This is a genomic window from Geodermatophilus bullaregiensis, from assembly GCF_016907675.1.
Lineage (GTDB): Bacteria > Actinomycetota > Actinomycetes > Mycobacteriales > Geodermatophilaceae > Geodermatophilus > Geodermatophilus bullaregiensis.
The window spans coordinates 914,004-937,341 of sequence record NZ_JAFBCJ010000001.1; the positions used below are offsets into that span (position 1 = coordinate 914,004).

19 protein-coding genes and 2 pseudogenes are annotated in these 23,338 nt (G+C 71.6%); 12 read left to right on the plus strand and 9 right to left on the minus strand.

Annotated features, from left to right (window positions below):
• Window positions 1-824 precede the first annotated feature (824 nt).
• Window positions 825-1,256, plus strand: a complete 432-nt coding sequence (locus JOD57_RS04230; protein ID WP_204690751.1) for a hypothetical protein — start codon at window positions 825-827, stop codon at window positions 1,254-1,256.
• A gap of 66 nt (window positions 1,257-1,322) precedes the next feature.
• Here the strand turns inward: JOD57_RS04230 and JOD57_RS04235 are convergent, their stop codons facing one another.
• A complete protein-coding gene (locus JOD57_RS04235; RefSeq protein WP_239568140.1) occupies window positions 1,323-2,777 on the minus strand; it encodes a sugar porter family MFS transporter in 1,455 nt (484 codons plus the stop codon).
• Window positions 2,778-3,212: 435 nt separating this feature from the next.
• Here JOD57_RS04235 and JOD57_RS04240 point away from each other — a divergent pair, with 435 nt between their 5' ends.
• From JOD57_RS04240 to JOD57_RS04280, 9 genes are all read left to right on the plus strand, one after another.
• Complete coding sequence (locus JOD57_RS04240; RefSeq protein WP_204690753.1) at window positions 3,213-4,280, plus strand: FUSC family protein; 1,068 nt, start codon at window positions 3,213-3,215, stop codon at window positions 4,278-4,280.
• 829 nt (window positions 4,281-5,109) lie between these two features.
• Window positions 5,110-6,072 (plus strand): LacI family DNA-binding transcriptional regulator, encoded by a 963-nt coding sequence (locus tag JOD57_RS04245; protein ID WP_307824448.1) that lies wholly within the window; start codon window positions 5,110-5,112, stop codon window positions 6,070-6,072.
• A gap of 360 nt (window positions 6,073-6,432) precedes the next feature.
• Entirely contained in the window at window positions 6,433-6,615 is a 183-nt protein-coding gene (locus tag JOD57_RS04250) for a hypothetical protein (RefSeq protein WP_204690754.1), read from the plus strand.
• A complete protein-coding gene (locus JOD57_RS04255) occupies window positions 6,606-7,604 on the plus strand; it encodes a sugar phosphate isomerase/epimerase family protein (protein ID WP_204690755.1) in 999 nt (332 codons plus the stop codon). The genes JOD57_RS04250 and JOD57_RS04255 overlap by 10 nt, the downstream gene beginning before the upstream one ends.
• Before the next feature lie 7 nt (window positions 7,605-7,611).
• Complete coding sequence (gene budC / locus JOD57_RS04260; RefSeq protein ID WP_204690756.1) at window positions 7,612-8,388, plus strand: meso-2,3-butanediol dehydrogenase; 777 nt, start codon at window positions 7,612-7,614, stop codon at window positions 8,386-8,388.
• The gene (locus tag JOD57_RS26090; RefSeq protein WP_275582056.1) at window positions 8,385-9,116 is read left to right on the plus strand and encodes an acyl-CoA dehydrogenase family protein; all 732 of its coding nucleotides are present in this window, start codon (window positions 8,385-8,387) and stop codon (window positions 9,114-9,116) included. The genes budC and JOD57_RS26090 overlap by 4 nt, the downstream gene beginning before the upstream one ends.
• 150 nt (window positions 9,117-9,266) lie before the next feature.
• A complete protein-coding gene (locus JOD57_RS04270) occupies window positions 9,267-9,785 on the plus strand; it encodes a hypothetical protein (protein WP_204690757.1) in 519 nt (172 codons plus the stop codon).
• A 386-nt stretch (window positions 9,786-10,171) separates the two neighbouring features.
• Window positions 10,172-11,293 carry a Gfo/Idh/MocA family protein gene (locus JOD57_RS04275; protein ID WP_204690758.1) on the plus strand — a complete coding sequence of 374 codons (1,122 nt, stop codon included), beginning with the start codon at window positions 10,172-10,174 and terminating at the stop codon, window positions 11,291-11,293.
• A 375-nt stretch (window positions 11,294-11,668) separates the two neighbouring features.
• Entirely contained in the window at window positions 11,669-12,178 is a 510-nt protein-coding gene (locus JOD57_RS04280) for a hypothetical protein (RefSeq protein ID WP_204690759.1), read from the plus strand.
• Window positions 12,179-12,371: 193 nt separating this feature from the next.
• Here the strand turns inward: JOD57_RS04280 and JOD57_RS04285 are convergent, their stop codons facing one another.
• From JOD57_RS04285 to JOD57_RS04315, 7 genes and pseudogenes are all read right to left on the minus strand, one after another.
• Window positions 12,372-13,598: a serine hydrolase domain-containing protein gene (locus JOD57_RS04285; RefSeq protein WP_204690760.1), complete on the minus strand. Its 1,227-nt coding sequence runs from the start codon at window positions 13,596-13,598 to the stop codon at window positions 12,372-12,374.
• A 36-nt stretch (window positions 13,599-13,634) separates the two neighbouring features.
• Entirely contained in the window at window positions 13,635-14,906 is a 1,272-nt protein-coding gene (locus tag JOD57_RS04290) for a lipase family alpha/beta hydrolase (RefSeq protein WP_204690761.1), read from the minus strand.
• Between the two features lie 40 nt (window positions 14,907-14,946).
• Window positions 14,947-16,125 carry an acyl-CoA dehydrogenase family protein gene (locus JOD57_RS04295; protein ID WP_307824449.1) on the minus strand — a complete coding sequence of 393 codons (1,179 nt, stop codon included), beginning with the start codon at window positions 16,123-16,125 and terminating at the stop codon, window positions 14,947-14,949.
• A 108-nt stretch (window positions 16,126-16,233) separates the two neighbouring features.
• Complete coding sequence (locus tag JOD57_RS25110) at window positions 16,234-16,833, minus strand: QsdR family transcriptional regulator (protein WP_204690763.1); 600 nt, start codon at window positions 16,831-16,833, stop codon at window positions 16,234-16,236.
• Between the two features lie 528 nt (window positions 16,834-17,361).
• Window positions 17,362-19,518, minus strand: coding sequence for a S8 family serine peptidase (locus JOD57_RS04305; protein ID WP_204690764.1), 2,157 nt, complete (start codon window positions 19,516-19,518; stop codon window positions 17,362-17,364).
• A gap of 257 nt (window positions 19,519-19,775) precedes the next feature.
• Window positions 19,776-19,990: pseudogene (locus JOD57_RS04310) on the minus strand (IS5/IS1182 family transposase); the annotation flags it as partial.
• 152 nt (window positions 19,991-20,142) lie between these two features.
• The gene (locus JOD57_RS04315) at window positions 20,143-20,481 is read right to left on the minus strand and encodes a histone-like nucleoid-structuring protein Lsr2 (protein ID WP_204690765.1); all 339 of its coding nucleotides are present in this window, start codon (window positions 20,479-20,481) and stop codon (window positions 20,143-20,145) included.
• A gap of 924 nt (window positions 20,482-21,405) precedes the next feature.
• On the opposite strand from JOD57_RS04315, the gene ubiG reads away from it, so the two are divergent.
• Both ubiG and JOD57_RS04325 read left to right on the plus strand, forming a co-directional pair.
• A complete protein-coding gene (gene ubiG / locus JOD57_RS04320) occupies window positions 21,406-21,918 on the plus strand; it encodes a bifunctional 2-polyprenyl-6-hydroxyphenol methylase/3-demethylubiquinol 3-O-methyltransferase UbiG (RefSeq protein WP_204690766.1) in 513 nt (170 codons plus the stop codon).
• A gap of 336 nt (window positions 21,919-22,254) precedes the next feature.
• Window positions 22,255-22,610: pseudogene (locus JOD57_RS04325) on the plus strand (transposase); the annotation flags it as partial.
• A gap of 119 nt (window positions 22,611-22,729) precedes the next feature.
• On the opposite strand, the gene JOD57_RS04330 reads toward JOD57_RS04325, so the two are convergent.
• Complete coding sequence (locus tag JOD57_RS04330; protein WP_204690767.1) at window positions 22,730-23,305, minus strand: hypothetical protein; 576 nt, start codon at window positions 23,303-23,305, stop codon at window positions 22,730-22,732.
• Between the last annotated feature and the right edge of the window lie 33 nt (window positions 23,306-23,338).

Here is a 23,338-nt window from a genome sequence, read left to right on the forward strand (position 1 = left end):
ATGTGCCTACTCGCCATGGTTCTCCAGGCCGGCGTCGGACGACCGGCGGATCGGAACCGTCGACCCTGGGCTCGAGCCACAAGCGCCCCGCACAGCCGCTGCGTTCTACCCGTGTGCAGGACTACCGAACCCGGACAGCGAGGCCCCGGGTGGCGACCTCGGGGAGCTGAGCGCGACAGCGCGCGGAACGAGCTGTACCCGACGTGACCGCCGACGTGCCCGGGATCGGCGGGGCCGCCCGCCATCCCGATCCCACCGCCGTCGGGCTCAGCGTCTGTCTCAGCCGTGCCCCGAGTACCCCCGTGGCCGACGACAGCAGCGCGGGAGGGCGCTCAGGTGGGTGTCGTGGTGGGCGCCTCCGATCCTGGCTGGCGCCGGAAGGCGGTCTGGCGCAACACGAGCGCCACCCAAGGTGCACTTGGCACATTCGCCGTCCGACCGACGATCACACGTCGTCGAGCTCGGCCTCCGTCGTCGGCGTCGTACCCGCGCCGAAGGTGCTCACGCTGCTGTACCTCTCGGCCTGGGCGAGTCGGTGGATCCGGAGTGGGCATTCCGTTGGACGCCTGCCGTTGGCATCGACGGCCCGGGTGGCTGCGGACACCACCGCTCCGTGCTCCTAGGACCCGACCCTCTCGCCCGACAGGCCACGCCAGATCGATGGGTGCTCCCCTGGCCCCCTCGCGGTCACCGGCATCGACGTCCACGCCAGGGGCGGACCGGGCGCCCCCGGCCTCGGGTCAGGCCTGCCGCCGGTCTCGACGTGCCCGTGATCCGGTCGACCGGCGGGGCCGAGGACCGCCGAGGCCCCTACGATCGGCGTGATGCCTGACCGCTCACACGCCCAGGCCGCGCTCGGCCAGCAGCTGTACGCGGTGCTCGAGCAGTGCCGGAAGCCGGAGATCCTGTGGGCGAAGCTGGCCACGGGCAACTACGACTGGCTCGGCGTCCGGCGCAACGGCAAGTACGTGCTGGGCCGGCCGCGGCTGTCCGCCGTCATCCAGGAGGGTTCCGGTCCGCCACCCGACGACGCCCGGGAGCCGCACCGCATCGAGGCACTGGGGCCGCTGCAGCGGGCCCCGCGGTGGGAGGCCTACCCGACGCCCGAGGAGGCCCGGGACACCTTCACTCGGCTGGTGCGGGGGGACCCGATCACTCCGCTGCGGACGTCGGGCGTCTGGCGGGCGCGCCTGGTCCTCGACGGCCGCTCGGTCGAGGAGCGGCTCGTCGTCCGCCCACTTCCGCGGCTCCTCTGACCCCGACGACGGCGGTGCCCGCCACCCCGGCGAAGGGGGTGGTGGGCACCGTCAGTGGCGGAGCGGTCAGCCGCCGTGGACGCCGACCGGGGCCTCGCGGACCTCGGCCGGGTGGTGGGTCCGGAAGTCGTCCTCGAGCTCCTCGAGCGAGCGGCCCCGGGTCTCCGGCGCGAACTTCATGACGAAGGTGAGCGAGCCGACGTTCACCAGCGCGAACAACCCGAAGGTCAGGCTCGCACCCAGGGTCGCCACCAGCGGCGGGAAGGCGAACGAGATGGCCGCGTTCACCGTCCACAGGACGAAGACGGCGATGCCCATCGCGAAGCCGCGGATGGTCATGGGGAAGATCTCCGAGAGCAGCAGCCACACCAGCGTGCCGATGAACGTCTGCACGAAGAAGACGACGAACAGCATCGCGGCGAGGATCAGGTAGCTCCGGAACCCCGACCCCGGCAGCAGGAAGGACAGCGCCAGGACCCCGTGGCCGGCGGCAACCCCGGTGAACCCGGTGAGCAACAGCGGCCGGCGGTTGATGCGGCCGATGAGCACGATCCCCAGGATCGTGCCGATGATGCCCACGACGCCGACCGTGATGGTCAGGATCAGCGACGCGCTCGCGCCCAGCCCGGTGGACTCGAGGATGGTCGGTGCGTAGTAGTTCACCGTGTTGATGCCGGTGGCCTGCTGCACCGTCGCCAGGCCGCAGCCGATCCACAGGATCCGGCGCATCCACGGGAAGGCGCGCAGGTCCCGCAGGGCTGCGCCCTTGTCCTCGTTGACGTCACGCTTGGCGTGCTCGGCGATGACGTTGTACTCCTCGGCCGCCTCGGCCGGGTCCCGGCTCAGGCCCAGGACGCGCCGGGTCTCGGGGAGCCGCCCCCGCACGGCGTACCAGCGCGGCGAGTCCGGCAGGAAGAACATCCCCACGAACAACGCGACCGCCGGCACCGTGGCCACACCGAGCATCCAGCGCCAGACGTTGGCGTCCTCGATCACGGCGTCCAGCAGCGCGTTCATGGCGAAGGCCAGGAACTGCCCGGTCACGATCATGAGCTCGTTGATGGTGACCATGCGGCCGCGACGATCGGCCGGCGCCATCTCCGCGAGGTACAGCGGGCAGGTCACCGCCGCGGCGCCCACGCCGAAGCCGAGGAGGATCCGGCCGGTGGTCATGATCGCGACGTTCGGCGCCACGGCCGTGATCAGCGCTCCGGTCAGGAAGAGCCCGGCACAGACGAGCAGGCTGCCCTTGCGGCCGAACGCGTCGGCCAGCTTCCCGCCGAGCAACGCTCCGAACGCGGCACCGGGGAACAGCAGGGAGCTGACCACGACCGCCTCGGTGAAGGGGGTCAGGGCGAGGTCGTCGCGCATGTACAGCAACGCGCCGGAGATGACCCCGGTGTCGTAGCCGAACAGCAGACCTCCGAGGGTGGAGATCACCGTCAGCTTGACCAGGAACCTGTTGTGCGCGGGCGATCGCTGCACTCCGGTGGACGTCCCGCGGGACGAGTGGATCGACATGGGCTGCTCTTTCGAGGAGGAGGCCGTCATGGCCCCGGATGTGGGTGCCAGGGGAACGGAGGGACGATCCGGGCCCCCGTCGGGGCGGGGACACCGGGCGGGCGGACGGCTGGTCCGCGGGGACGCGTCGGGTGGTCGGCTCGACGCGGCAGGGGGGTCCCGGCCGCGCGGCCGGCCACAGCAAGCGCAACGGAAGGGCGCCCGCGGCGGGACGACTCGGCTGCCGGCCGGTGCGGGACGGGACAGGGGGACGGATGAGGCGCGATCGGGTCGCGCCGCGCGGCGAGCCGGCTGCCGCCTCCGGTCGGCGTCGCGGAGCATGACGGCGTGGATTCCGCGCGTCGGAGCTGGCCGGCGTCCGTCCGCGGACGCGCCACCGGGCTCGTGCGCCAGGTGCGCAGGCGCGGCCGGTCCGCGCTCTTCCGTGCCCTGCGGATGACCGCAGCGACGGTGGCCGCCTACCTCGTCGCCCAACTCGCCGGGTTGCACGAGCCACCACCGCTCATCGCGGCGCTCACCGCGCTGCTCGTCGTGCAGGCCACGCTCAGCAGCACCCTGGTCAACGGGGTCCAGCGGGTGCTGAGCGTGGTCGCCGGCGTGGCGCTCGCGGCGGTGTTCGTCGCCGTGGTGGGGCTCACCTGGTGGAGCCTCGGTGCGCTCGTCGCGGCCGCCATCCTCGTCGGCCAGCTCCTCCGGCTGGGACCGCACCTGGTAGAGGTGCCGATCAGCGCGATGCTGGTACTCGGGGTGGGCGCCGTGGGCGCGGAGTCCGTCGGTGGCGACCGGGTCCTGGAGACGCTCATCGGCGCGGCGGTGGGCATGCTCGTCAACGTGCTGTTCCCGCCGGCCGTGCAGACCCGGCACGCGGTCCGGTCGGTCGAGCGGTTCGCCGACGAGATCGCCGCGCTCCTCGATGACGCGGCCGCGGCCCTCGTCACCGGGCCCGTGACCCCGGAGCAGTCCACGCGCTGGCTGCAGGACGCCCGGCGTCTCAACCGGCACGTCCCCCGGCTGGACCGGGCACTCGCCCACGCGGAGGAGAGCCGCCGGCTCAACGTGCGCGCACTCCGGTCCTGCTGGGCGACCACCGACGTGCGTGCCGGGTTGGACGCCCTCGAGTACACGTCGGTCTCCCTGCGCACGCTGTTCCGCGCGGTGGACGACGCTACCCGGGAGCGCACCGGGGTCCGGGACGACGCCGGCTACGCCGCCACCGTCCAGCACACCACCGCCAGCCTCCTGCACCGCATGGGCAGCGTGGTCTGCGAGTTCGGCCGGATCCTCACGGCGGGGCCGGGGGACGCCCGGCGCGCCGGGGAGGACCGGCTGGCCGCGTCCCGCGCGGCGCTGGCCAGCGGCCGGGCGCTGGTGGCCGACCTGCTCGTCGGTGACCCCCGCAGCCGATCGGGGCTGTGGGAGCTCAACTCCGCACTGCTCACAACCGTCGACCGCATGCTCGACGAGCTCGGCCCGGAACCGTCGGAGGTCGCCGTTGTGGTCTAGCCCCCGCACGCTGCCCTGCCGGCGGCCCACCGGTTGCTGCTGGGGCGCCGCCCGTCCTGACGGCGCGGGGCCGGCAGTCACCTCGTCACCCGGAGGCACCACCGGCGCGCACTCCGGCCCGGTCCCGGCACGGGTCCCGTCCGGGACGGCAGGGTCGCTGTCGACGACCTCGTGTCGAGCGGACACGTCGTGCCTCCTTACGGACGCGAGCGGGACGGGGACGAGGAGCGCGGTCAGAGATCGCCCTCCAGGAACTGGGCCCCGCCCAGCCCGAAGGACCAGTCCGCCCGCGTGTTACCGACGACGGACACCGCGAGCCCAGGTGGTCTGCGGCGGCTTCCACTAGGTGCTCATGTCTGGTCAGGCGCTGAGCGCCGGACTGGTCGTCCGGGTGTGCTCACCGCCTCGCTGGTGACTGTCCGATGGCGGGTGTCCCTCAAGGCCTCATGGAGCCACCTGCGGGGCCGTCTTCGTCAGAGGTCGAGGACCAGATGAGGTGTGCAGGCTCGGGAGACGCAGATCCTCATGCAGTCGCCGGCCTGCCGTTGCTCTTCGGCGAGGAACCGAACATCGTTGTCCTCTCGTCGCGCCGGGCCTCTGTCGGGGCGGTCCCGGCCGTGGTGGATGGCGGCTTGCCATGCCCCTGCTCCTGGCTTGCTCGTGCTCGCTGCGGTAAGCACCAGAACTAGAGCGCTCTAGAATCCGCCGTTACGAGTGTGATGTGCCCCACGGCATGCGTCAAGGTTTTGTCCTGACATACTGACAGCGAGGAGGTCGCGTGGACCGGGTGCAAGGTCAACGAGCGGCACGACGGCCGACCCTGGAGGACGTGGCCACCCACGCCGGCGTGTCCCGCGCCCTCGTCTCGATCGTGGTGCGCGGGGTGGCCGGCGCCAGCGCCGAGACGCGTCAGCGGGTGCTGCAGGCCGCAGCCGACCTCGACTACCGGCCCGACGCCCGGGCGCGCCTCCTGGCGAGCGGCCACTCCCGGTTGCTGGGCGTGGTCTTCGGCATGTCCGGCCGGTTCCACCTGGAGTTGCTCGACGGGCTGTACGCGGCCGCGGAAAGCGCCGGGTACGAGCTGATCCTGAGCGCCCTGACCCCCAGCCGGGATGAACGGCGAGCCGTCGAGACCCTCCTTGACTTCCGATGCGAGGCGGTCATCCTGGTCGGGATCGGCGTCGGCGCCCCTGTCCTCGCCGGTCGTCTCCCCGTCGTCGTGATCGGCTGGAACGTGGACAACTCGGCCGTCGACGTGATCCGGACGTCCGATGCCGAGGGGATGCGGCTGGCGGTCGACCACCTGGCCGACCTCGGGCACCGTCGCATCCTGCACGTCGACGGCGGTGTCGGGCCGGTCTCGAACTCTCGTCGCCGTGCATACCGCGCCGCCATGCGCCGGCGCGGCCTCCTGGATCACGTGCGGGTCGTCGGCGGGGGCATCAACCAGGAGGACGGCTCTGCTGCCGCACGCCTCCTGCTGGACGAACCGTCGCTACCGCGCGCCGTGATCGCCTACAACGACGACGTCGCCGCCGGCCTGCTCGAGACGCTCTCCCGAGCTGGGGTTCGCATCCCCCACGACGTCTCCATCATCGGATGGGACGACAGCTCGCTCTCCCGTCTTCCCCATCTCAACCTCACGACTGTCCGTCAGGACGCCGCCCAGATGACCCGCCTGGCCATCGAACGCAGTGCCGCACGACTGGGGGCCCAATCGATCGGGGAGCGGGAACTGGTCCTCTCGCCCACGTTGACCCTTCGCGGCTCGACGGGGCCGGTCACGGCGTGAGTCCCGCGAACCAACACGCCATCGCGAGGCGACCATTGTCTGGAACAGTCACCGTGGCCGTCCTCACGCAGCGGCGGGCCGGCCAAGACGAGCGCCGGCTCGATCGACCTCAGACCATGCCGCACACGCTGGTTTCCGCGGTTGAGGGAAAGCGATCCCCCAGGCCGACGGGAGGTCGGGGCGGCCGAGACAGGCTCCCGAGGACGGTCGGAGCGGGCCCCTGTGAGCGGTCGCTCACCGGGGCATCCGCACATGGCAATGCCCTGCTGTCTTTATGTCCTGACAAAGTCTTGACGCGCATCTGTGCCGCGGAGCACAGTCCCTGGCAGCGCAGGACGACGCACAGGGACGGGGCACACCGTGCAGAACGCACGCGACGTGGTGGTCATGGGCCGCAGCGGCGTCGACGTCTACCCGCCGCAGGTGGGAGGCGGCCTCGAGGACGTCGAGGCCTTCACCAACTTCCTCAACGGCTGCGCGGCCATCGTCCCTGTCGCCGATGCGCAGCACACACCGGAGAGGCCACCACCGCCATGGTTCTGAAGCTGGGTGCCTACACCGCCTGCCTGCACGACCGCCCGCTGACCGAGGCCCTCGACGTGCTGCAGGCCAACGGCCTGACCTCCGTCGAGGTCAACACCGGCGGCTTCATCCCCTCCCCGCACTGCCACGTCGACCTGCTGCTCTCCTCCGAGCAGGCCCGGCGGGACTACCTGGAGACGTTCTCCTCCCGCGGGATGGAGCTGACCGGGCTCAACTGCAACGGCAACCCGCTCAACCCGCTGCCCGGCGTCGGCCCCAAGCACGCCGACGACCTCCGGCGCACCATCGAGCTCGCCGGTCTGCTCGGGGTGCGCAACGTCGTGACGATGTCGGGCACGCCCGGCTCGGACCCCGACGCCAGGTACCCGTCCTGGGTCGTCAACCCCTGGGACGGCGTCTACCTGGACGTCCTGGACTACCAGTGGGGCATCGCGGCGGAGTTCTGGACCGAGATCGACGCCCTGGCCCGCGCCCACGACGTCCGGGTGGCCATCGAGATGCACCCGCACAACCTGGTGTTCTCCCCGGTGACCATGCGCCGGCTGGTCGACCTCGTCGACGCGACCAACGTCGGCGCCGAGATGGACCCCTCGCACCTGATGTGGCAGGGCATGGACGTCGTCGCCTGCATCCGCGACCTCGGCCCGCTGGTGTTCCACGCGGCGGCGAAGGACGCCGCGATCACCCCGGGGGTCGACATCCGGGGCGTGCTCGACACCTCGTTCACCCGGGTGCCGGCCGACGCGCCGGACAAGGTCCCCACCGGCTACGGCTCCTGGTGCGCCGCGTGGCCGGAGGACCCGGCGTGGCGGTTCGTGGCCGTGGGGGTCGGCCACGACGTCGGGTACTGGACCGAGTTCCTGCGCGCCCTCGCCGAGGTCGACCCGGACATGGCGGTGAACATCGAGCACGAGGACGCCGCCTACGACCGCCTCGACGGCCTCACCCTCGCCGCCGAGAACCTCCGGGCGGCCGCGGACAAGGTGTAGGACGCCGGTGGCCACGCCAGGGCGGGCGGACCGCGACGGGGCTCCCGTCGCGGTCGTCACCGGCGCCGGTTCGGGGATCGGCCGGGCGACCGCGCTGCGGCTGGCCGCGGACGGGTACCGGGTCACCCTGGTCGGTCGCCGCCGGCCGGCGCTGGAGGAGACCGCCGACCTCATCGGTACCCCTGACCCGCTGGTCACCGTCTGCGACGTCACCGACGCCGGTGCGGTCACCGCCATGGTCGCCGCCACCGACCGCGCGTTCGGGCGCATCGACGTCGTGGTGAACAACGCCGGGATCTCGCTCACCTCGGCGTTCGACCGGGTGACCTTGACCGCCTGGCGTGAGGTGATGGCCGTCGACGTGGAGTCGGTCGTGCTGGTCACCCAGGCCGCGCTGCCGTTCCTCCTGGAGCGCGGCGGGAGCGTCGTCAACGTCGCGTCGGTCGCGGGCCTCGGCGGCGACCCGGGCATGACCGGTTACAACGCGGCCAAGGGTGCGCTGGTCAACCTGACCCGGTCACTGGCGGTCGAACTCGCCGCGCGGGGGGTGCGGGTCAACGCCGTCGCCCCGTCACTGACCTCGACCGACGCAACCGCGGACATCCCGGCCGAGGACGTCGCGGAGTTCCTCCGGCGCATCCCCATGGGACGAGCCGCCGAACCCGCCGAGGTCGCCGACGTCATCTCCTTCCTGGCCGGCCAGGACGCCCGGTTCGTCACCGGAGTGGTCCTCCCGGTCGACGGAGGGCTCCGGGCCGGCAGCGGCCAACCCCCGCACCGATGACCGCCGGGTCGTCCCGCCCGGACGACCCGTCCACCGACGAACGAGGAACCGGACCGAGGACATGGCCGGACCGCCGTTCCACCCGGACCGCGTCGCAACCCGGGTCGCCGTCATCAGCGGGGTCGCCCGCGGGCGGGGCCGGCAGTTCGCCGTCGACGCCACGGAGAGGGCGACATCATCGGCTTCGACATCCGCGAGGACATCCCGGAGGCCAGCACGGCGATGGCGACCGAGGCCGACCGTCGAGGAGACCCGCACCGCGGTCGAGGCCGCAGAAGGCCGGATGGTGGCCGAGCCGGACCCGCAGCGGCGCCGCGTGGAACGCGGGCGGCTGCCAGATGGGCGCCTTGGAGGCCGCGCCGGCCTACGCCGAGGAGCGGGTGCAGACCGGCCGGCCGATCGCCGGGTTCCAGTTGATCCAGGACCTCATCGCCCGCATGGCCGGCAACGTCACGGCCAGCCTCGGCATGGCCGTGCGCGTGGCCCGGTCTCAGGGGGAAGCCGCCTCCACGACGACCACGCCGCCCTGGCCAAGAACTTCGTCACCAGTCGCGGCCGGGAGACCGTCGCCTGCGCGGGACCTGTTCGGCGGCAACGGCATCCTGCTCGACCGCGACGTCATCCGGTACTCAACGACGCCAAGGCCCTGCACTCCCACGAGGGCACCCGGGAGATCGACCATCCCACTCGTCGGCCGTGCGTTGCCCGGGCACAGCGCCCTCGTGTGACCGCCACCCAGCGTCCACCACCTGGGAGCCCCGCCCGGGGACCTCGAACGGACGACCGGACGGTGGCACGCGACGCGGCGGCCTGCGGCCGTCTCGTCCGGGTCGAGCCCCCGGGCGGACGACCGAGACGACCAGCGGAGCAGCGCCAGGATGACTGCCCCCGGATCCGGGTCGACGTCCCCACTGCACGAGGGCCCACCGGCCGGAGTGGGGTCGGGCCCCAGCCGCAACCCCGCCAGCGCCGTGTACGGCACCGTGCTGGCCGGGTCGCTGATCGCCACCGAGGGAGCCCGCGACTCCGTCGACGTCCCCCGGATGCTCGTCCTGGTCCTGGTGACCCAGCTGGTGTACTGGCTGGCCCATGTCTACGCCGACTTCGTCGGCCAGCGCATCCGCACCGGCCGCCGTCCCCACCGGGCCGACGTCCGTGAGTTGCTGCGCGAGGAGTGGTCGCTGGTCGCCGCCTCATACGGCCCCCTGATCGCCGTGGGCGCCGTGCACCTGCTCGGCTTCCGGGCGAACACCGCGTGCTGGCCGGGCTGTGGGCGACGACCGCCGTGCTGGTCCTGTGGTCGGTGGTCGCCGGTCGGCGCGGTCGGATGCGCGGAGCCGAACTGGCGCTGTACGCGGTCCTCAGCGGGGCCTTCGGTTGCGCGCTGGTCGCGCTGAAGACGCTGCTGCACTGACCGGGGTCCCGGACCTCGATCCGTCAGTCCGGCAGCTGTGGCCGTTCGCCGAGGACGTCGACGTAGAGGGCGTGGCGCAGGGCCGGCTCCCGCGGGTCGTCGCGGAGCCGGAAGCCGTTCGGGTTCATCGGGTAGGCGAAACGCCCGCCCGGTCACGCAGCCCGACGGGACCACGGAGGACGGCGCGTCGGCACACGAGACCGAAGTCGAGGTCGGTTTGTCCTAACAAAGAGTTGACACCTGCTGAGGTGCGGCGCACAGTGCGGAGGCGCTCAGCAGGACGACGCTCAGGACGGAGTGCGCCGTGGAGGACACCGCTGACGTGGTGGTGATGGGCCGCAGCGGCGCGAGCACGGCGGAGGAGGTCGCATGAGCGCGCCACCCGTGCGGATCGGCCTGGTCGGCTACGGCAAGGGTGGCCGCCTCTTCCACGCTCCGCTCATCCGGCACGCTCAGGGCTGCATGCTCGGCGGCATCGTGGTCCGGTCGCCGGAACGGCGCGCCGCCCTGGCTGCCGACTTCCCCGACGTCCCGGTCGCAGCCACCCTTGCCGAGCTGGCCGAGACCGGCGTGGACGCGGTCGTGGTCACCACACCGCTGGACTCCCACCTGCCGCTCGTGCGCGAGGCGGTGGAGCTCGGGCTGCCAGTCGTGTGCGACAAACCCTTCGCCCCCGACGCAACGATGGCGCGGGAGACCGTGCTCGCCGCCGAGCACGCCGGTGTCCTGCTGACGGTCTACCAGAACCGGCGGTGGGACGCGGACTTCCGGACCGTCCAGCAGGTCGTCACCGCCGGCGCGCTCGGTGAGGTGCTGCTCTTCGAGTCCCGGATGGAGCAGCCGCCGCAGCCGGAGGGCCTCCCGGTCACCGGCGGCGGCGCGCTGCTGGACCTGGGCAGCCACGCGATGGACCAGGCCATGCACCTCTTCGGCCCGGTCCGATCGGTCTACGCCGAGGTCCGCATGGCGCCGGGTGGAGACGGGTTCGACGAGAGGTTCTTCGTGGCTCTGCGGCACGACGGCGGGGTGACCTCGCACGTGACGGGCAACTGGGCGCGGCAGGGCGAGGTCGGCTCGCGCTTCCGGGTCGACGGCGCTCACGCCACCCTGATCGTCCCCGACGACGACGGGCAGACCGCGCGGTTGACCGCCAGCCGGACACCCGAGACGGAGGGAGCCGCGTGGGGCACGGTCCCCGAGAGCCGGTGGGGCGCTGTCCACCGCGGCGGCGTCGCCGTCCCCGTGCCCTCGCAGCGAGGCGACTGGAGCGCCTTCTACACCGGTTTCGCCCGCGCCGTCCGAGGGGACGGACCGCCCCCGGTCGACCCCTGGGACGCCGTCACCAGCCTCGAGGTGCTCGATGCCGCACGGGCCAGCGCGGCTACAGGTCAGGTACTCGAGCCCGGTGCCACCGGCCGAAGAACGACGGCGCCTGTGGATCCGTCGAGAGCCTCCGTCGGGTCGGCCCTGGAGGGCGATCGCCCGTCGTAGCCGAGCCGCTGCAGCCTCACGGCGACGGCCGGTCCGCACCCTTCACCGGCCTCGAGTGACCCCAGATCGACGACGAGTCCATGACCAGCAGGCTCGGTTCTGCGGGCTCAGTTCGGCGCGCACGCGTGGGGCGGCCTCGGTGCCCAGCAGTTCGATCGACTTCAAGACCTCTACGGCGGGCAGGCCACCGGTGTCCATCTGGAGGAAGTGACGGGTGCGGCCGCCGTGGCGTGTACCCCGTCCGCCATCGGTGCGGCTGGCAGCGGCACCAGCAGGAGACCAACGAGGACCGAGGACCGTGCAGGCACCCTGCCCGGTCGGCGCGCGGCGTCGGTCATCCGTCGACGTGCCGAACGCTGCAGACCGTGGACCCGGATGGGAACCGTGGGCGCCGCCGCACACGTCTTCTACGAGCTCCTGTCCGGGGTCGCGATGCCACTCGCCTCCCGGGCGGGTCCGCGAGCCGCGGCGACGTTCTGGGCGGGCAGCACGATGACCGCCTATCACCAAGCCGCCCGACAACCGGAGGCACGCGACAACGTGTTCGCCGCCCTCACCGGCCTCTACCTGTCTGCCGTGATCGCGCACTTCCTGGGCCGGCCCAGGACGACGCGGAAGGGCCTGCCGTGGCTGACCGAGTGCGAGGGGCTCACCGGAGCGATCATCGCGCCCTCCAACGTGATCCTCCACGTCTCCGCCGCCGCCGCGATCAGAGGGCTGATCGAGAACCGCCGTGGCCGGGCGTGGGGGGCGCTGGTCCCGGTGGTGACCGTGCCGTGGCTGCTCCGTGAGCAGCGGCGGGAGTTCGGCCGCCTCCTCGTCCAGGCCCAGGAGCATCCCGGCTGGTGGAACCGCCGGCTCAGGAGCCGGGTCACGCCCGCCTGAACCAGCCCAGGTCCGCCTCTCCGGTCACGCTCGGTCGGGGTGTGGCACGAGGCTCGACGGCGTTGTCCTGCAACAGGTTCCACAAGGCGCAACCGACCGCGACGTCGACGCAGCGCTGCCACGAGAAGCGCTGGCCCGAGCCGTCGAGGACCACGCCGCGAACGCCGGTCGCCCGGCCGGGAAGGCCCACCCCTCAGTCCGGCAGTTGCGGTCGTTCACCGAGGACGTCGACGTAGAGGGCGTTGCGCAGGGCCAGCTCGCGGGGGTCGTCCCAGAGCCGGAAGCCGGTCCGGTTCATCGCGTAGGCGAACCCGATGCGGGTGTCGGGGTCGGCGAACCCGAAGGAGCCGCCGGTTCCCATGGTGCCGAACGCCTGCTCGGCGGAGGAGCCGAAGCGAAACTGCGGGAACGGCTTGATGTAACCCAGGGAGTAGTGCGTGTCGACCCCGAGGACGAGGTCCTTCGTCCCGCCGCTGGGGGGCGCCGCGGGCCGGGTCAGGGCCTCCAGGGACGCCGGGTCCAGCCCCAGCGCCGCTCCGCCGGTCGCGAGCTCGCCGTAGAGGCGCGAGACCGCGCGGACCTCCCCGGTGCCGTTGGCGGCCGGGATCTCCGGGGTCAGCACGTCGGGCCGGTTGTAGTTGTCGATCACCCCGAGGACGGCGGGGTTCGTGAACGCCCGCCCGGTCAGGCTCCGCGGGTTCAGGAAGCCGAGGACGAACGCCGGCGGCATCTGCCGCAGGTGCAGGACGAGCTCGGCCGGCTTCCAGCCGTGGATGACCGCGCGCCGGTCGGGGTCGAGGTCGGCGGGGAGATCGAAGAAGAAGTCCAGCTGCAGCGGTCCGGCGATCTCCTCGGCGAAGAACCGCCCGAGGGTCCGCTGCCGGGAATCGATCCGGCGCAGCAGTTCGCCCTCGTACCAGCCGAGGGAGATCCCGCGGTAGCCGTGCCGGCTCCCCGGCGCCCAGTTGGGCGTCTGCGCGGCGAGGGCGTCGGCCATGACGGCCCGGTCGGCCAGATCCGTCACTGAGAGCGGGCGGTCGATGACGGCGAGGCCCGCCTGGTGGGACAGCAACTGGCGGACGGTGACGTGCTCCTTGCCCGCCTGCGCGAACTCGGGCCAGTAGTCGGCCACCGCGCGGTCGTGGTCGAGCAGGCCGCGGGCGTGGGCCACCGCCATCGTCGCGGCCGCGACGCCCTTGGAGGTGGAGAACATCGTGACGACGGTGTCGCTCGCCCAGGGCTTCCGGGCGACGCCGTCCCGGTAGCCGCCCCACAGGTCGACGACCTTCCGGCCGTCCCGGTGGACGACGCAGGCCGCGCCGATCTCGCCCCGTTCGGCGAAGTTGCGGCAGAACGCGTCGGCGACCGCGCCGTAGCCCTCGTCCACGTCGCCGTACACGAGGTCCGGCGCGACGTCCACCTTGAGCCCACCGGCCGTCCTCTCCTCCTCGGGCGATTACGCGCCGGCGGGCGCCGAGGGGCGCGGGCCCTCCGGTCGGGTCTCCAGCCAGTGGCGGATCCGGTCGTAGACCTGCGGGTGGTTGAGCAAGTCGAAGTGGTGCAGCCGGCCGAGCCGGTGCACGTGGTCGGGCGGAAAGGCGAGCCGGTCGTCGTCGCCGGAGTCGCCGGCGGCGCTGCGGGGCGGCACGAGCAGGTCGCCGAGCAGGTCGGCCGTCCGCGCCGCGGGGTCGGCGGCCAGGGTGCCCAGCACGACGAAGTGCCGGGCGCCGTCGTGCAGCGGCACGTGCGTGTGCTGGCCGGGCGTGCGGGCGTCGAGGTCCCGGCCGGACCAGTCGTCCTCGACCAGCGTGCCGCGGCGCAGGTCCTTGATGCCGACACTGCGGGCGGCCAGCAGCGTGGCCAGGGGACGAGTCTCGGGCAGCCGGGCCAGGGTGTGGGTGAGGGCGTGGGCCCCGCGCTCCAGCGGCGCGCCGAGGTGCGGGGTGCCCAGGGTGATCGAGTCGCGCACCAGTCGGGTCCACGGGCGAGCGGCGCCGGTGCCCCCGCCGGCCTGGTGCAGAGCGCTGCGGGCGACGAGGCCGCCCATCGAGTGGCCGATGAGGACGAGGTCCTGCACGGGGACCGGCCAGGCCTCGACCAGCGCGTCGAGCAGGTCGGCCAGCCGGCGGCCGTTGTCGGAGACGTGCAGGCCGGTGTTGTAGCGCAAGAACACCGGAGTGAGGCCGTGATCCTGCTCGAGCAAGGTCCCGTAGGTGACACCCGGCCGCCCGTGGTGGCGCTCGGACTTGTAGCACCAGGCGCCCTCGGTCTCGGTCAGCCCGTGCAGGAACACGGCGAGCCGGCCGGACGGGTCCAGGAAGGCGGCCCGGATCGCATCGGCCTCAACGGGGACGGCCCGTCCGGCCTGCCTAAGGGTCATCGTGGTGGCCAGAGCCGGGGTCTCACGGTCGAGCAGGTCGCCGTGGGCGCCGTTGAGGATGGCCAGCGCGACGCGGGCGGCCGGGGTGTCCTCGAGGGGGCGGCCGTTCACCTGCCGCGAGGCGAGCATGCCCACGGCGGAGGCGCCGGCGCCGAGGGCGGCTCCGACGGTGCGGTAGGTCAGCGAGGACACGGTGTCGTGGACGACCTGGACCGGTCGGGCGGCCGGGCCGACGCCGGCGAACGCGCGTGCGGCGATGCCGGCGTGCAGCTCGGAGATCCGGGTGGTCCCGCCGCTCAGCACGAGGCCTGCGAGGCGGGAGACGGCAGTGGCTTCGTCGGTGCGCATGGGGGCTCCTCGTGCGGGGAGTGGGGACGGCGGGTCGGGCTCAGGCGAACGCGCCGACGCCGGTGATGTCACGACCGACCAGGAGGGTCTGGATCGTCTCGGTGCCCTCGTAGGTGTGGATGGCCTCGACGTCGGCCAGGTGCCGCATGACGTGGTTGTCGAGCAGGATGCCGTTGCCGCCGAGCAGGTCGCGGGCCTCCAGGCAGATCTGGCGGGCCTTGCTGGTGTTGTTCAGCTTCGCCAGCGAGGCGACGGTGTCGTTCAACTCCCCCTTGGCGTGCAGCTGCGCCAAGCGCATGCAGAACAGCTGCATGCCGACGACCTCCTGCAGCATGTGCACCAGCCGGGCCTGGACCAGCTGGAACTCCACCAGGCGCTTGCCGAACTGGGTGCGCTGCGAGGCGTAAGTGAGGGCCGCGTCGTAGGCGGCGACGGCGTGCCCGAGCGCGCTGAACGCGCACTGGCTGCGGGTGCCGGCGAGCACCTTGCCGGTGTCCTTGAAAGTGCGGGCGCCGGGGAGCTTGTTCTCCGCCGGGATGCGGACGTCGCGCAGCGCGATGTCGGCCTGCCAGACCGCGCGGACCGAGCCCTTGCCGGTGATCACGGCGGCCTCGTAGCCGGGCGTGCCCTTCTCGACCAGGTAGCCGCCGACGCGGCCGTCCTCGCCGCGGGCCCACACCACCACGACGTCGGCGATGGTGCCGTTGCCGATCCACCGCTTGGCGCCGTCGAGGACGTAGGCGTCCCCGTCGCGGACGGCGCTGGTCTCCAGCAGCAGCGAGTCCGAGCCGTGGTCGGGCTCGGTGAGGGCGAAGGCCCCGAGGGCCTCGCAGCGGGCCAGCGCGGGCAGCCACCGCCGCTTCTGCTCCTCGGAGCCGAAGGAGTCGATCGAGCGCATCGTCAGCCCGGCCTGCACGCCGGCGAAGGTCGCCAGGCTACCGTCGCCCCGAGACAGCTCCATCGCCACCAGCCCGGCACTGGCCGCGGTCATGCTCGGCACCCCCGGGTAGTGGATGCCGTCGCTGACCAGCCCGAGCTCACCCATCCGGCGCACCAGGTCGACCGGGAACTCCGCCCGCTCCCAGAATCCGTTGATCACCGGCAGGACCTCGTCGTCGACGAACGCCCGCGTCCGCTGCAGGTAGTCGCGTTCCTCGTCACCGAACTCGGTGGCGATCCGGACGAAGTCCGTTCCCAGGGCTGTGCCCACGTCGGTCACGCGCGTCCTCGCATCCGCCGCCACGGCCGGAACGGCGCACCGTCCCGCTGGTACCAGCAGCGTGCCCCGGCCCCCTGCGCCATGCAACATGGAGGCCTCAATGTTGCATCAAGTGGCGCGGCTGCCCAGCAACAGGCGCAGCACGGCCTCGGCGCGGCGCGCCTCCGACTGCTCTCCGAGCAGCACATCGAGGTAGGTGTAGGACTCGATGACCCGCACGACGACATAGGCGAGCTCGTGCGGGTGCATCGGGACGTCCAGGCGGCCAGCGGCCGTCTCCTCCTGCAGCAGGTCCTCCACCGCCCGCAGCAGCCGCGGCTGGAAGCCGGCGGCCCGCTGGGTGAGCAGCCGCATCACCATGTCAGTGTCGGCGGCGAGCAGGTGCTGCATGCCGGGGTTGGCCAGGACGCACTCGATGAAGCCGACGACGACCGCGACGGCCCGGTCGGCGGTGGGTGGAACCTCGCACCGCAGCGAGCCCAGGGCCTCGTCGGCCATCGACCACAGCACCTCGACCAGCAGCCGCTCCCGCGAGCCGACCCAGCGGTAGAGGGTGACCCGGTTGACGCCGAGCTCGGCCGCCAGCGCCCCCATCTCTAGGCGCTCCCCCGCCACGAGGCGCCGGCGGGCCAGCCGCAGCACCTCCGGCGGAACCCGGGGCTCCTCACGGGTCGGCGGAGACGCAGGCGTCGCGGACTCGCTGCTCACCCTCCGAGCATGACAGCGCCGCTCCCGCTCCGGTCCTGCGTGCCCCGGCCGCCCGTGCCACTCCCACGGCGTGGCGTCCACCGAGCGGATGGCGAGTGAGCATGCGGCCCAGCGGTCCGGGCTGGTGCCCTCCATGGGGTCCATCGGCGACTGCTTCGAGCCGTCATCGAGTCCTGCTGGTCCCGCATGCAAGTCGAGCTCCTGGACCGCCGACGCTGGCGCACCCGTCTTGAGCTCGCGAACGCGATGTTCGACTACCTCGAGGTCCTTCCACAACCGCCGCCGCCAGCACTCCGCCCTCGGCTGGCTCACACCCATAAAGTTCGAGAACCAGCCGTCAATCACCGTGGCATGAAGTCCAACAAAGCGACTCCACGGAAGGCGGGGCACACCATCTCCACTGAACCCGGGGCGGTTCAGTGCACTGTCGGCGCGGATCGCCGCTGACCTTGGGCCGCCGCCGGTTGGCTGATGCTTAGGCCAGCGCCGCTCCTCCATCTCCTGGTCGACCTGGAGCTGCGGCCGGACTCATCGACGGCTGAGTCCCTCGACGCCGGTCGCCCGCACGCGGTCGAGGAGGACGTCCAGGCCAGTGACGGTCCACGCGATCCCGAACCAGACGTCCTCCGTACCGGACCAGCGGCGGATCCGGATCTCGTAGGTCTGCCCCGGCCGGGCAGCAAACTCGGCAATCTCGTAGCTGTTGTCCCACGAGGTGCTCGTCGCAACCGTGGCGCCCGCGGAGTCCCGCACGTGCAGGTCGAGGTCGACCGTGAGGTGCGAGGACAGCGGGATGCTGAGCCCCAACAAGCGCAGGACCCTGATGTGCGAGTTCCAGGCCAGCGCAACCTTCACGCGCGGGCGGAGGATCCCGACCCGCGGCACAGTGACTCGGTAGGTCGACGTGGTGAAGCCGTTGCGGTCGACGTCCGCGCTGGACATGGTGCCGACGTCCCATCCGCGGCGGGACCCGTCCCCGCCGCGCCGTTCCCGGTGTCGGGCGATCTGCACGGCGGCACTGGAGTCGAGCGCGCCCGAACCGTCGGCGGCGTCGATACCCGCGACGAGGTCGGCACGCCACGTGCCACCGGATGGGTTGCGCCAGGCGCTGGCCAGCAGGATCGCGCGGCAGCCTTCCGGCCACGAGCGCAGCAGCGGCGCGGTCTGCTGGATCAGGGCCGCACCGCCCGCGACGGCTGGGGCCGCCATGCTCGTGCCGCTCTTCGTGAGCCCGACCGCGGTCACCGCTGTACCGTTCGCGGCCAGCTCGGGTAGCTCCCGGTCGCCGTGCATCGATACCGGGTTGCCGAAGACCGAGGTGGAGGACATCGCCGAGGCCTGGTCGTCGTGGTTGCCGACGGTCAGCCGGTTGAACCCCTTGTGATTGACGAACTCCGAGTCGAGCCCGTTGCCAGCCGCCTCACAGATCGTGGGGTACGGCCAGTGCAGTGCCAGGTGGTCTTTGTAGACGTCGTCGAACGACAGCTCGGATGAGCTCTGTTCGGCCGTGCGGTGGAAGCTCTGACTGATCACGGTGCAGCCCCGCTCGATCGCCGCCCAGCGGATCGCTGCGAGGTCCTTGCTGTTCGCGGAGTGCAGGGAACAGTCCGGCGCGTGGCCGTGCGGCGCCCCTGGCCGCTTGTTGCGGATGATCCCGTGGGTGTGCCGACTGTGATCGCTCGTGGCCGGGTCAGTGCGGAACCGCGCGGCGATGACGAGGTCGGTGGTGGAGTCCGGGCCGTCCTCAAAGACCGCGACATTGACGCCCCGGCCCGTCGCCCCCGCAGCGTGCGCGTCGTCAGCGTTCGCGATGGCGATCGAGTCGGCGAGATCCTCGATTCCCTCGACCTCGTGCAAGAACACCGCCGCGACCTCGGGCCGGTCTGCAAGCGCGGCGACACGACTGGCCGGCAGCCACCCGAACAGCACGGGCGCCGCGTCATCGATCCGTTCCGCCTCGAAGTCCACCTCCCCGGCCGCCGCGGCGAACCGCTCCCCGAGCCGGACCCATTCCTCTCGGGCCGCCTGCTCAGCGCGCGTGGGCTGCAGCGTCGGCTCGTCCTCTGACTTCCCCGCTTCCACCGCGTCTGAAGCGTGCAGCCACACGGCGACGGGCACAGGATCATCGGCGCCGAGGCGCCGCACCCGCGCGTCGAGGTGCGGGTGCACCCGGCCGAACCGCTCGGCGCGGCGGGCGGCGACCCCCGCCAGCAGGCGGTCGATGTCCACCGGCTCCCCCCGATCGTCGAACGCGAGCTGCACCGGCTCGTCACCGCCGCGTCGCGCGGCCTTGAACACGTCTACGAACGGGCCATCACCGGGCGCCATCGGCAGGCGCTCGACGTCGAGCTCGCCGATCCGGAGCCGGACGGCGTGGTGGACGACGACGTCGTCCGGCACCGGCGCGGGCGTGTCGACCAGCACGAACGGGACGGTCACCACCTCGTACCCGTCGCCGTCGCCGTCGTCGTCGCGGCCCGAATTCACCTCGCCGATCCGCAGAACGTGCGCGCCCAGCGGAAGGCCTTCGGTCGACACTGCGGCAGCGCCATCACCGGCTGGCGTCACGGTGACCCGCTGCCCCGGCACCACGACACCACCGACCGCATCCGGCGCGATGCCGCCTCGGGCGCGTACCGAGATGACCGTGCCGCGGCGGACGACCTCACCGGGCTCGATGCTCATGGCCACCATCGGTTCTGCTGTCCTGGCAGTGGATGTCATCTCGAGTCGGCTCCGATCATGTGACTGAGGGATCAACACTCAGGAGCAGCGGGCGTCTCCTCCTGATACGCGGCGGCCGAGGAGGACAGGGCAGCACGTCACCGACGGCGCGGCAGCATCCCATCAGCACGCCGGGCGACAGCCCGGCACGGTGCACGGCGTCGACCAGCGCCCAAGCGCCCGCAGAACGACATCGGCTGGCTCCAAATGACGTTGTGTCACTTCGCCGGTAGGCGTCTGACGCAGATGAGAACGACGGCCAGGCGGGGCCAGCGCGGTGATGGTCGTGGCGTTGCGGTCCGAGCGCAGGGCCAGCCGCTTGTAGGACAGCAGCCACTCCAGGGATTCGTTCGGCCACCCAGCGATGCCGGCCCCAGGCGGGCGCTGGAGTCCGGCCGATGCGGGCGATCCGCGCGGTGATGCCGCCGTGCCGATTGAGGCCGATCACCGAAGTCGGCGCACCAGGCGCCAGGGGCTCTGACGTCGTCTGCAGGCTCACCGAAGAACGCCTGGCCAGAGAGGCGTCAGCTCTTGCGGCCTCAGTCTTGCGCCGCGTGAGTCACAAACCTCGGTGAGGCGGTGGCGTCAGTTGCCGGCGGCTCGGTACTGCTCGACGACGTCGGCCTTCATCCTGCCACGCGGAGACACCGTGATGCCCTGTCCCGCCGCCCAGGCGCGCACAGCAGCCGGGTCGACACCCGAGTAGGCCGGCTTCGTCGGCTCAGCGGCGCGACGACTTCCGCTCGAGGAGACCTTCCGGGCGGCCTTCACGTAGCGGGAGACCGCCTCACGCATCGCCGCGGCGTTCTCGTCGCTCAGGTCGAGTTCGTAGTCGGTCTTGTCGAGGGCGAACGTCACGGTCGTGCTGGCCGGCGTCTCGCCGTCCAGGTCATCGACCAGTACGACCTCGGTCCTGGTAGCCACGAGCCGAGGGTTCAGAGCGGTAATCAGGATGTCAAGATCGAAGCGTTATGGCTCATGAGACGTCGGGCCCGCACCAGAAGTAGCGATGGGCCGCATGTGTTCCCGCAGATGAGGACGTGAAGGGTCCGTCCCATCGGCGCCGCCTGGGTGGACACTGCTCTCTCGTGCTGGCGTCTCGCCAGGAGAGCGTCATGACGAGCATGTGCAGAGATCCCAGTCGCATCCATGCCGGGCCACCCCCCGCCCGCCGACGCCTCGCGTATCCGGGGGTGGTTGTCCGCCGACAGGGGATCGGAATGGCCCTCGTCCCGAGGTTCCCGCGCCGACGGCTTCTGAACGCGTTGCAGGAGAAGGAGGGAAGCATGCGATCAGTGGACGTGTCCGCCGTGTTCCGGCTGAGTCCTGAGGAGACCTGGGACTTCCTGTTCGGCGACCAACTGAGCCACATCGTGCAGTTCTCCCCGACGGTCGCAGCCGTGGAAGGATTTGAGATGCGCCCGGACGGAACACCCCTCTACAGGATGGTCAACAAGCTCGGCCCGCTCCGCGAGCGAAGCACCTCCGACTATTTCATCCACGAACGCCCGACCCGGTCCGCCAACCGCGTTCTCGGCCTCCCACTGGGTGGCGAGTTCCACATGACGTTGGAACCCCGTCCCAAAAGGGACCCGGGTGAGCGGGCATTGGCAGGTGCAGGCACAGAACCGGCTGGCCGGCGCGCTCCCACGCATGATGCACCCGCTGTTGACCTGGTACCTGCAGCGCGAACTGCGCGCTTGGGCTCGGGGGGCCGAACTCAGGGACAGGATTCCCTGATGACCGCATCGGCCATCCCCCGAACGACGTCATGCACGCCTGGCCCGTGGGACGCCGACCCTGCATGACACCCCATGTGTCGCTCACCGGATCACAGGGAGGTTTTCCATGCCGATCGACAACGACGTCTACAACAGGCACGCCGCTGGGTGGTGGGACGAGGACGAACCGCTCAACCTGCTGCACGGCAGCGTCACCCCGGCGCGCTTCGGCTACTTCGTCGCTGTCTTGCACAGGCTCGGGCGGGACCCATCCGGGCTTCGCGCCCTCGACATCGGCTGCGGAGGTGGATTCCTCGCGGAGGAGTTCGCGCGACTGGAATGTCGAGTCGTGGGCGTCGATCCGTCCGTGCCCTCCCTTGAGACCGCTCGCCGTCATGCAGCACAGTCCGGGCTGGAGATCGACTACCGCGTCGGCTCCGGGGAGGACCTGCCAGTGCAGGGCGGTGAATTCGACCTCGCCTATTGCTGCGACGTTCTCGAGCACGTCACCGACCTCAACCAGGTGATCCGCGAGACCGCTCGTGCGCTGAAGCCTGGCGGGATCCATCTGTTCGACACGGTCAACCGCACGTGGGCCAGCAAGCTCCTGGCCATCAAGTCATGCAGGAGTGGCGCATGACGCGCGCGTTCGACACTCCAGTGCACGAGTACGACATGTTCATTAAGCCGAAGGACCTCAGCACCACGATGGCTCGCCACGGTCTGGGCCTACACGAGTCGGTAGGATTGGGACCACGAGCCAAGAACCCGGCGAGCGCCGTCCTCGGCTTCATGCGAGCCCGACGGGGACAGGTGTCGTACGGGGAACTGAGCCGCAAACTCAACTTCGGGCAGACGAAAAGCAAGGCGGTGTCTTACATGGGTTATGCGACACGGGAGGCCGAGTAAGAAGACGTTGCGGAAGTAGGCCTTCGGTCCCTGGCTGGTCATCGCTCGTTGTCGCAGGGTGCGGGGCATGTCGTTGCCGGCGTCTTCCCCGCCGCCGCGGCCGATCAGTGACGAGCTCTGGGCGCCGGTCGAGCCGCTGATCCCACCTCGCGCTCCAGAGGTCCATGGCCGGACCGACCGGCCACGGACCTCTGATCGGGACGTCCTCGAGGGCATCGCCTTCGTGCTCACCACCGCATCGGCTGGACCAAGCTGCCCCGCGAGCTGGGCTATGGGTCGGGCTGGACCTGCTGGCGCCGGATGCACGAGTGAGCCGGGGCCGGCGTCTTCGACCACCTCCACCAGGCCGTCCTCGACCGCCTCGGCGAGCGCGGCCGGCTGGACTGGTCGCATGCCAGCCTGAACTCGGGCAGCGTCCGGGCCACCGGTCGTGCGCCGATCGGGAGAACCTCCATGGATCCGCTGGTAATTCCAGCCGGGCCCGCAGATGCTCACCGCGGGCCCAGCCGTGCACTCACAGGTCCTGACGGAGGGGGACCGGATCAGGCGTCGAGGCCGGTGAAGCTGGGCGTGGCCTCCTCGCCGTCCCAGGTGACTCGGAAGGTGCAGGCCTCCTCGAGCGCCGCACGGTACTGCTCGGCCTCGTCCTCGGTGATGGTGCCGGCGGCGAGCAGGTCGTCGATGACCGGGCTCCAGGACTCGACGAGTGCGTCGATGAGCGTCTGCGGGTCGATGCCGAGGTCCTCGGCGACGGCGGCGAGGTTCTGCCCGGCGTCCATGCGGACGTGCAGCTCGTCGTGGCTGATGGTCAGCACCTCGTCGAGGACGTCCTGCACTGGCTGGTGGCCGCGGTGCAGGTCGAGGCCGGCGTCGCCGTAGGCCTCCTGGATCAGCTCGACCAGCTGGTCCTCAGTGGTGACCGAAGAGATTTCGACGCCGCCCGGGCCACCGCCCTCTCCCGGCCCGTCGCCGGGGAAGCCGGTGTCGGTGGTGCTGCTGCCGGCCGTGCTGCTGGTGCTGCTGGTGGTGGAGGCGGCCTCGGCGGTCGTGCCACATGCCGCGGCGATCGGGACCACGGCGGTCAGGAGGAGGGCGGCGACGGTCTTGCGGAGCTTCATCGTGGGCTCATCTCGGGAGATCGGGGTGAGTCG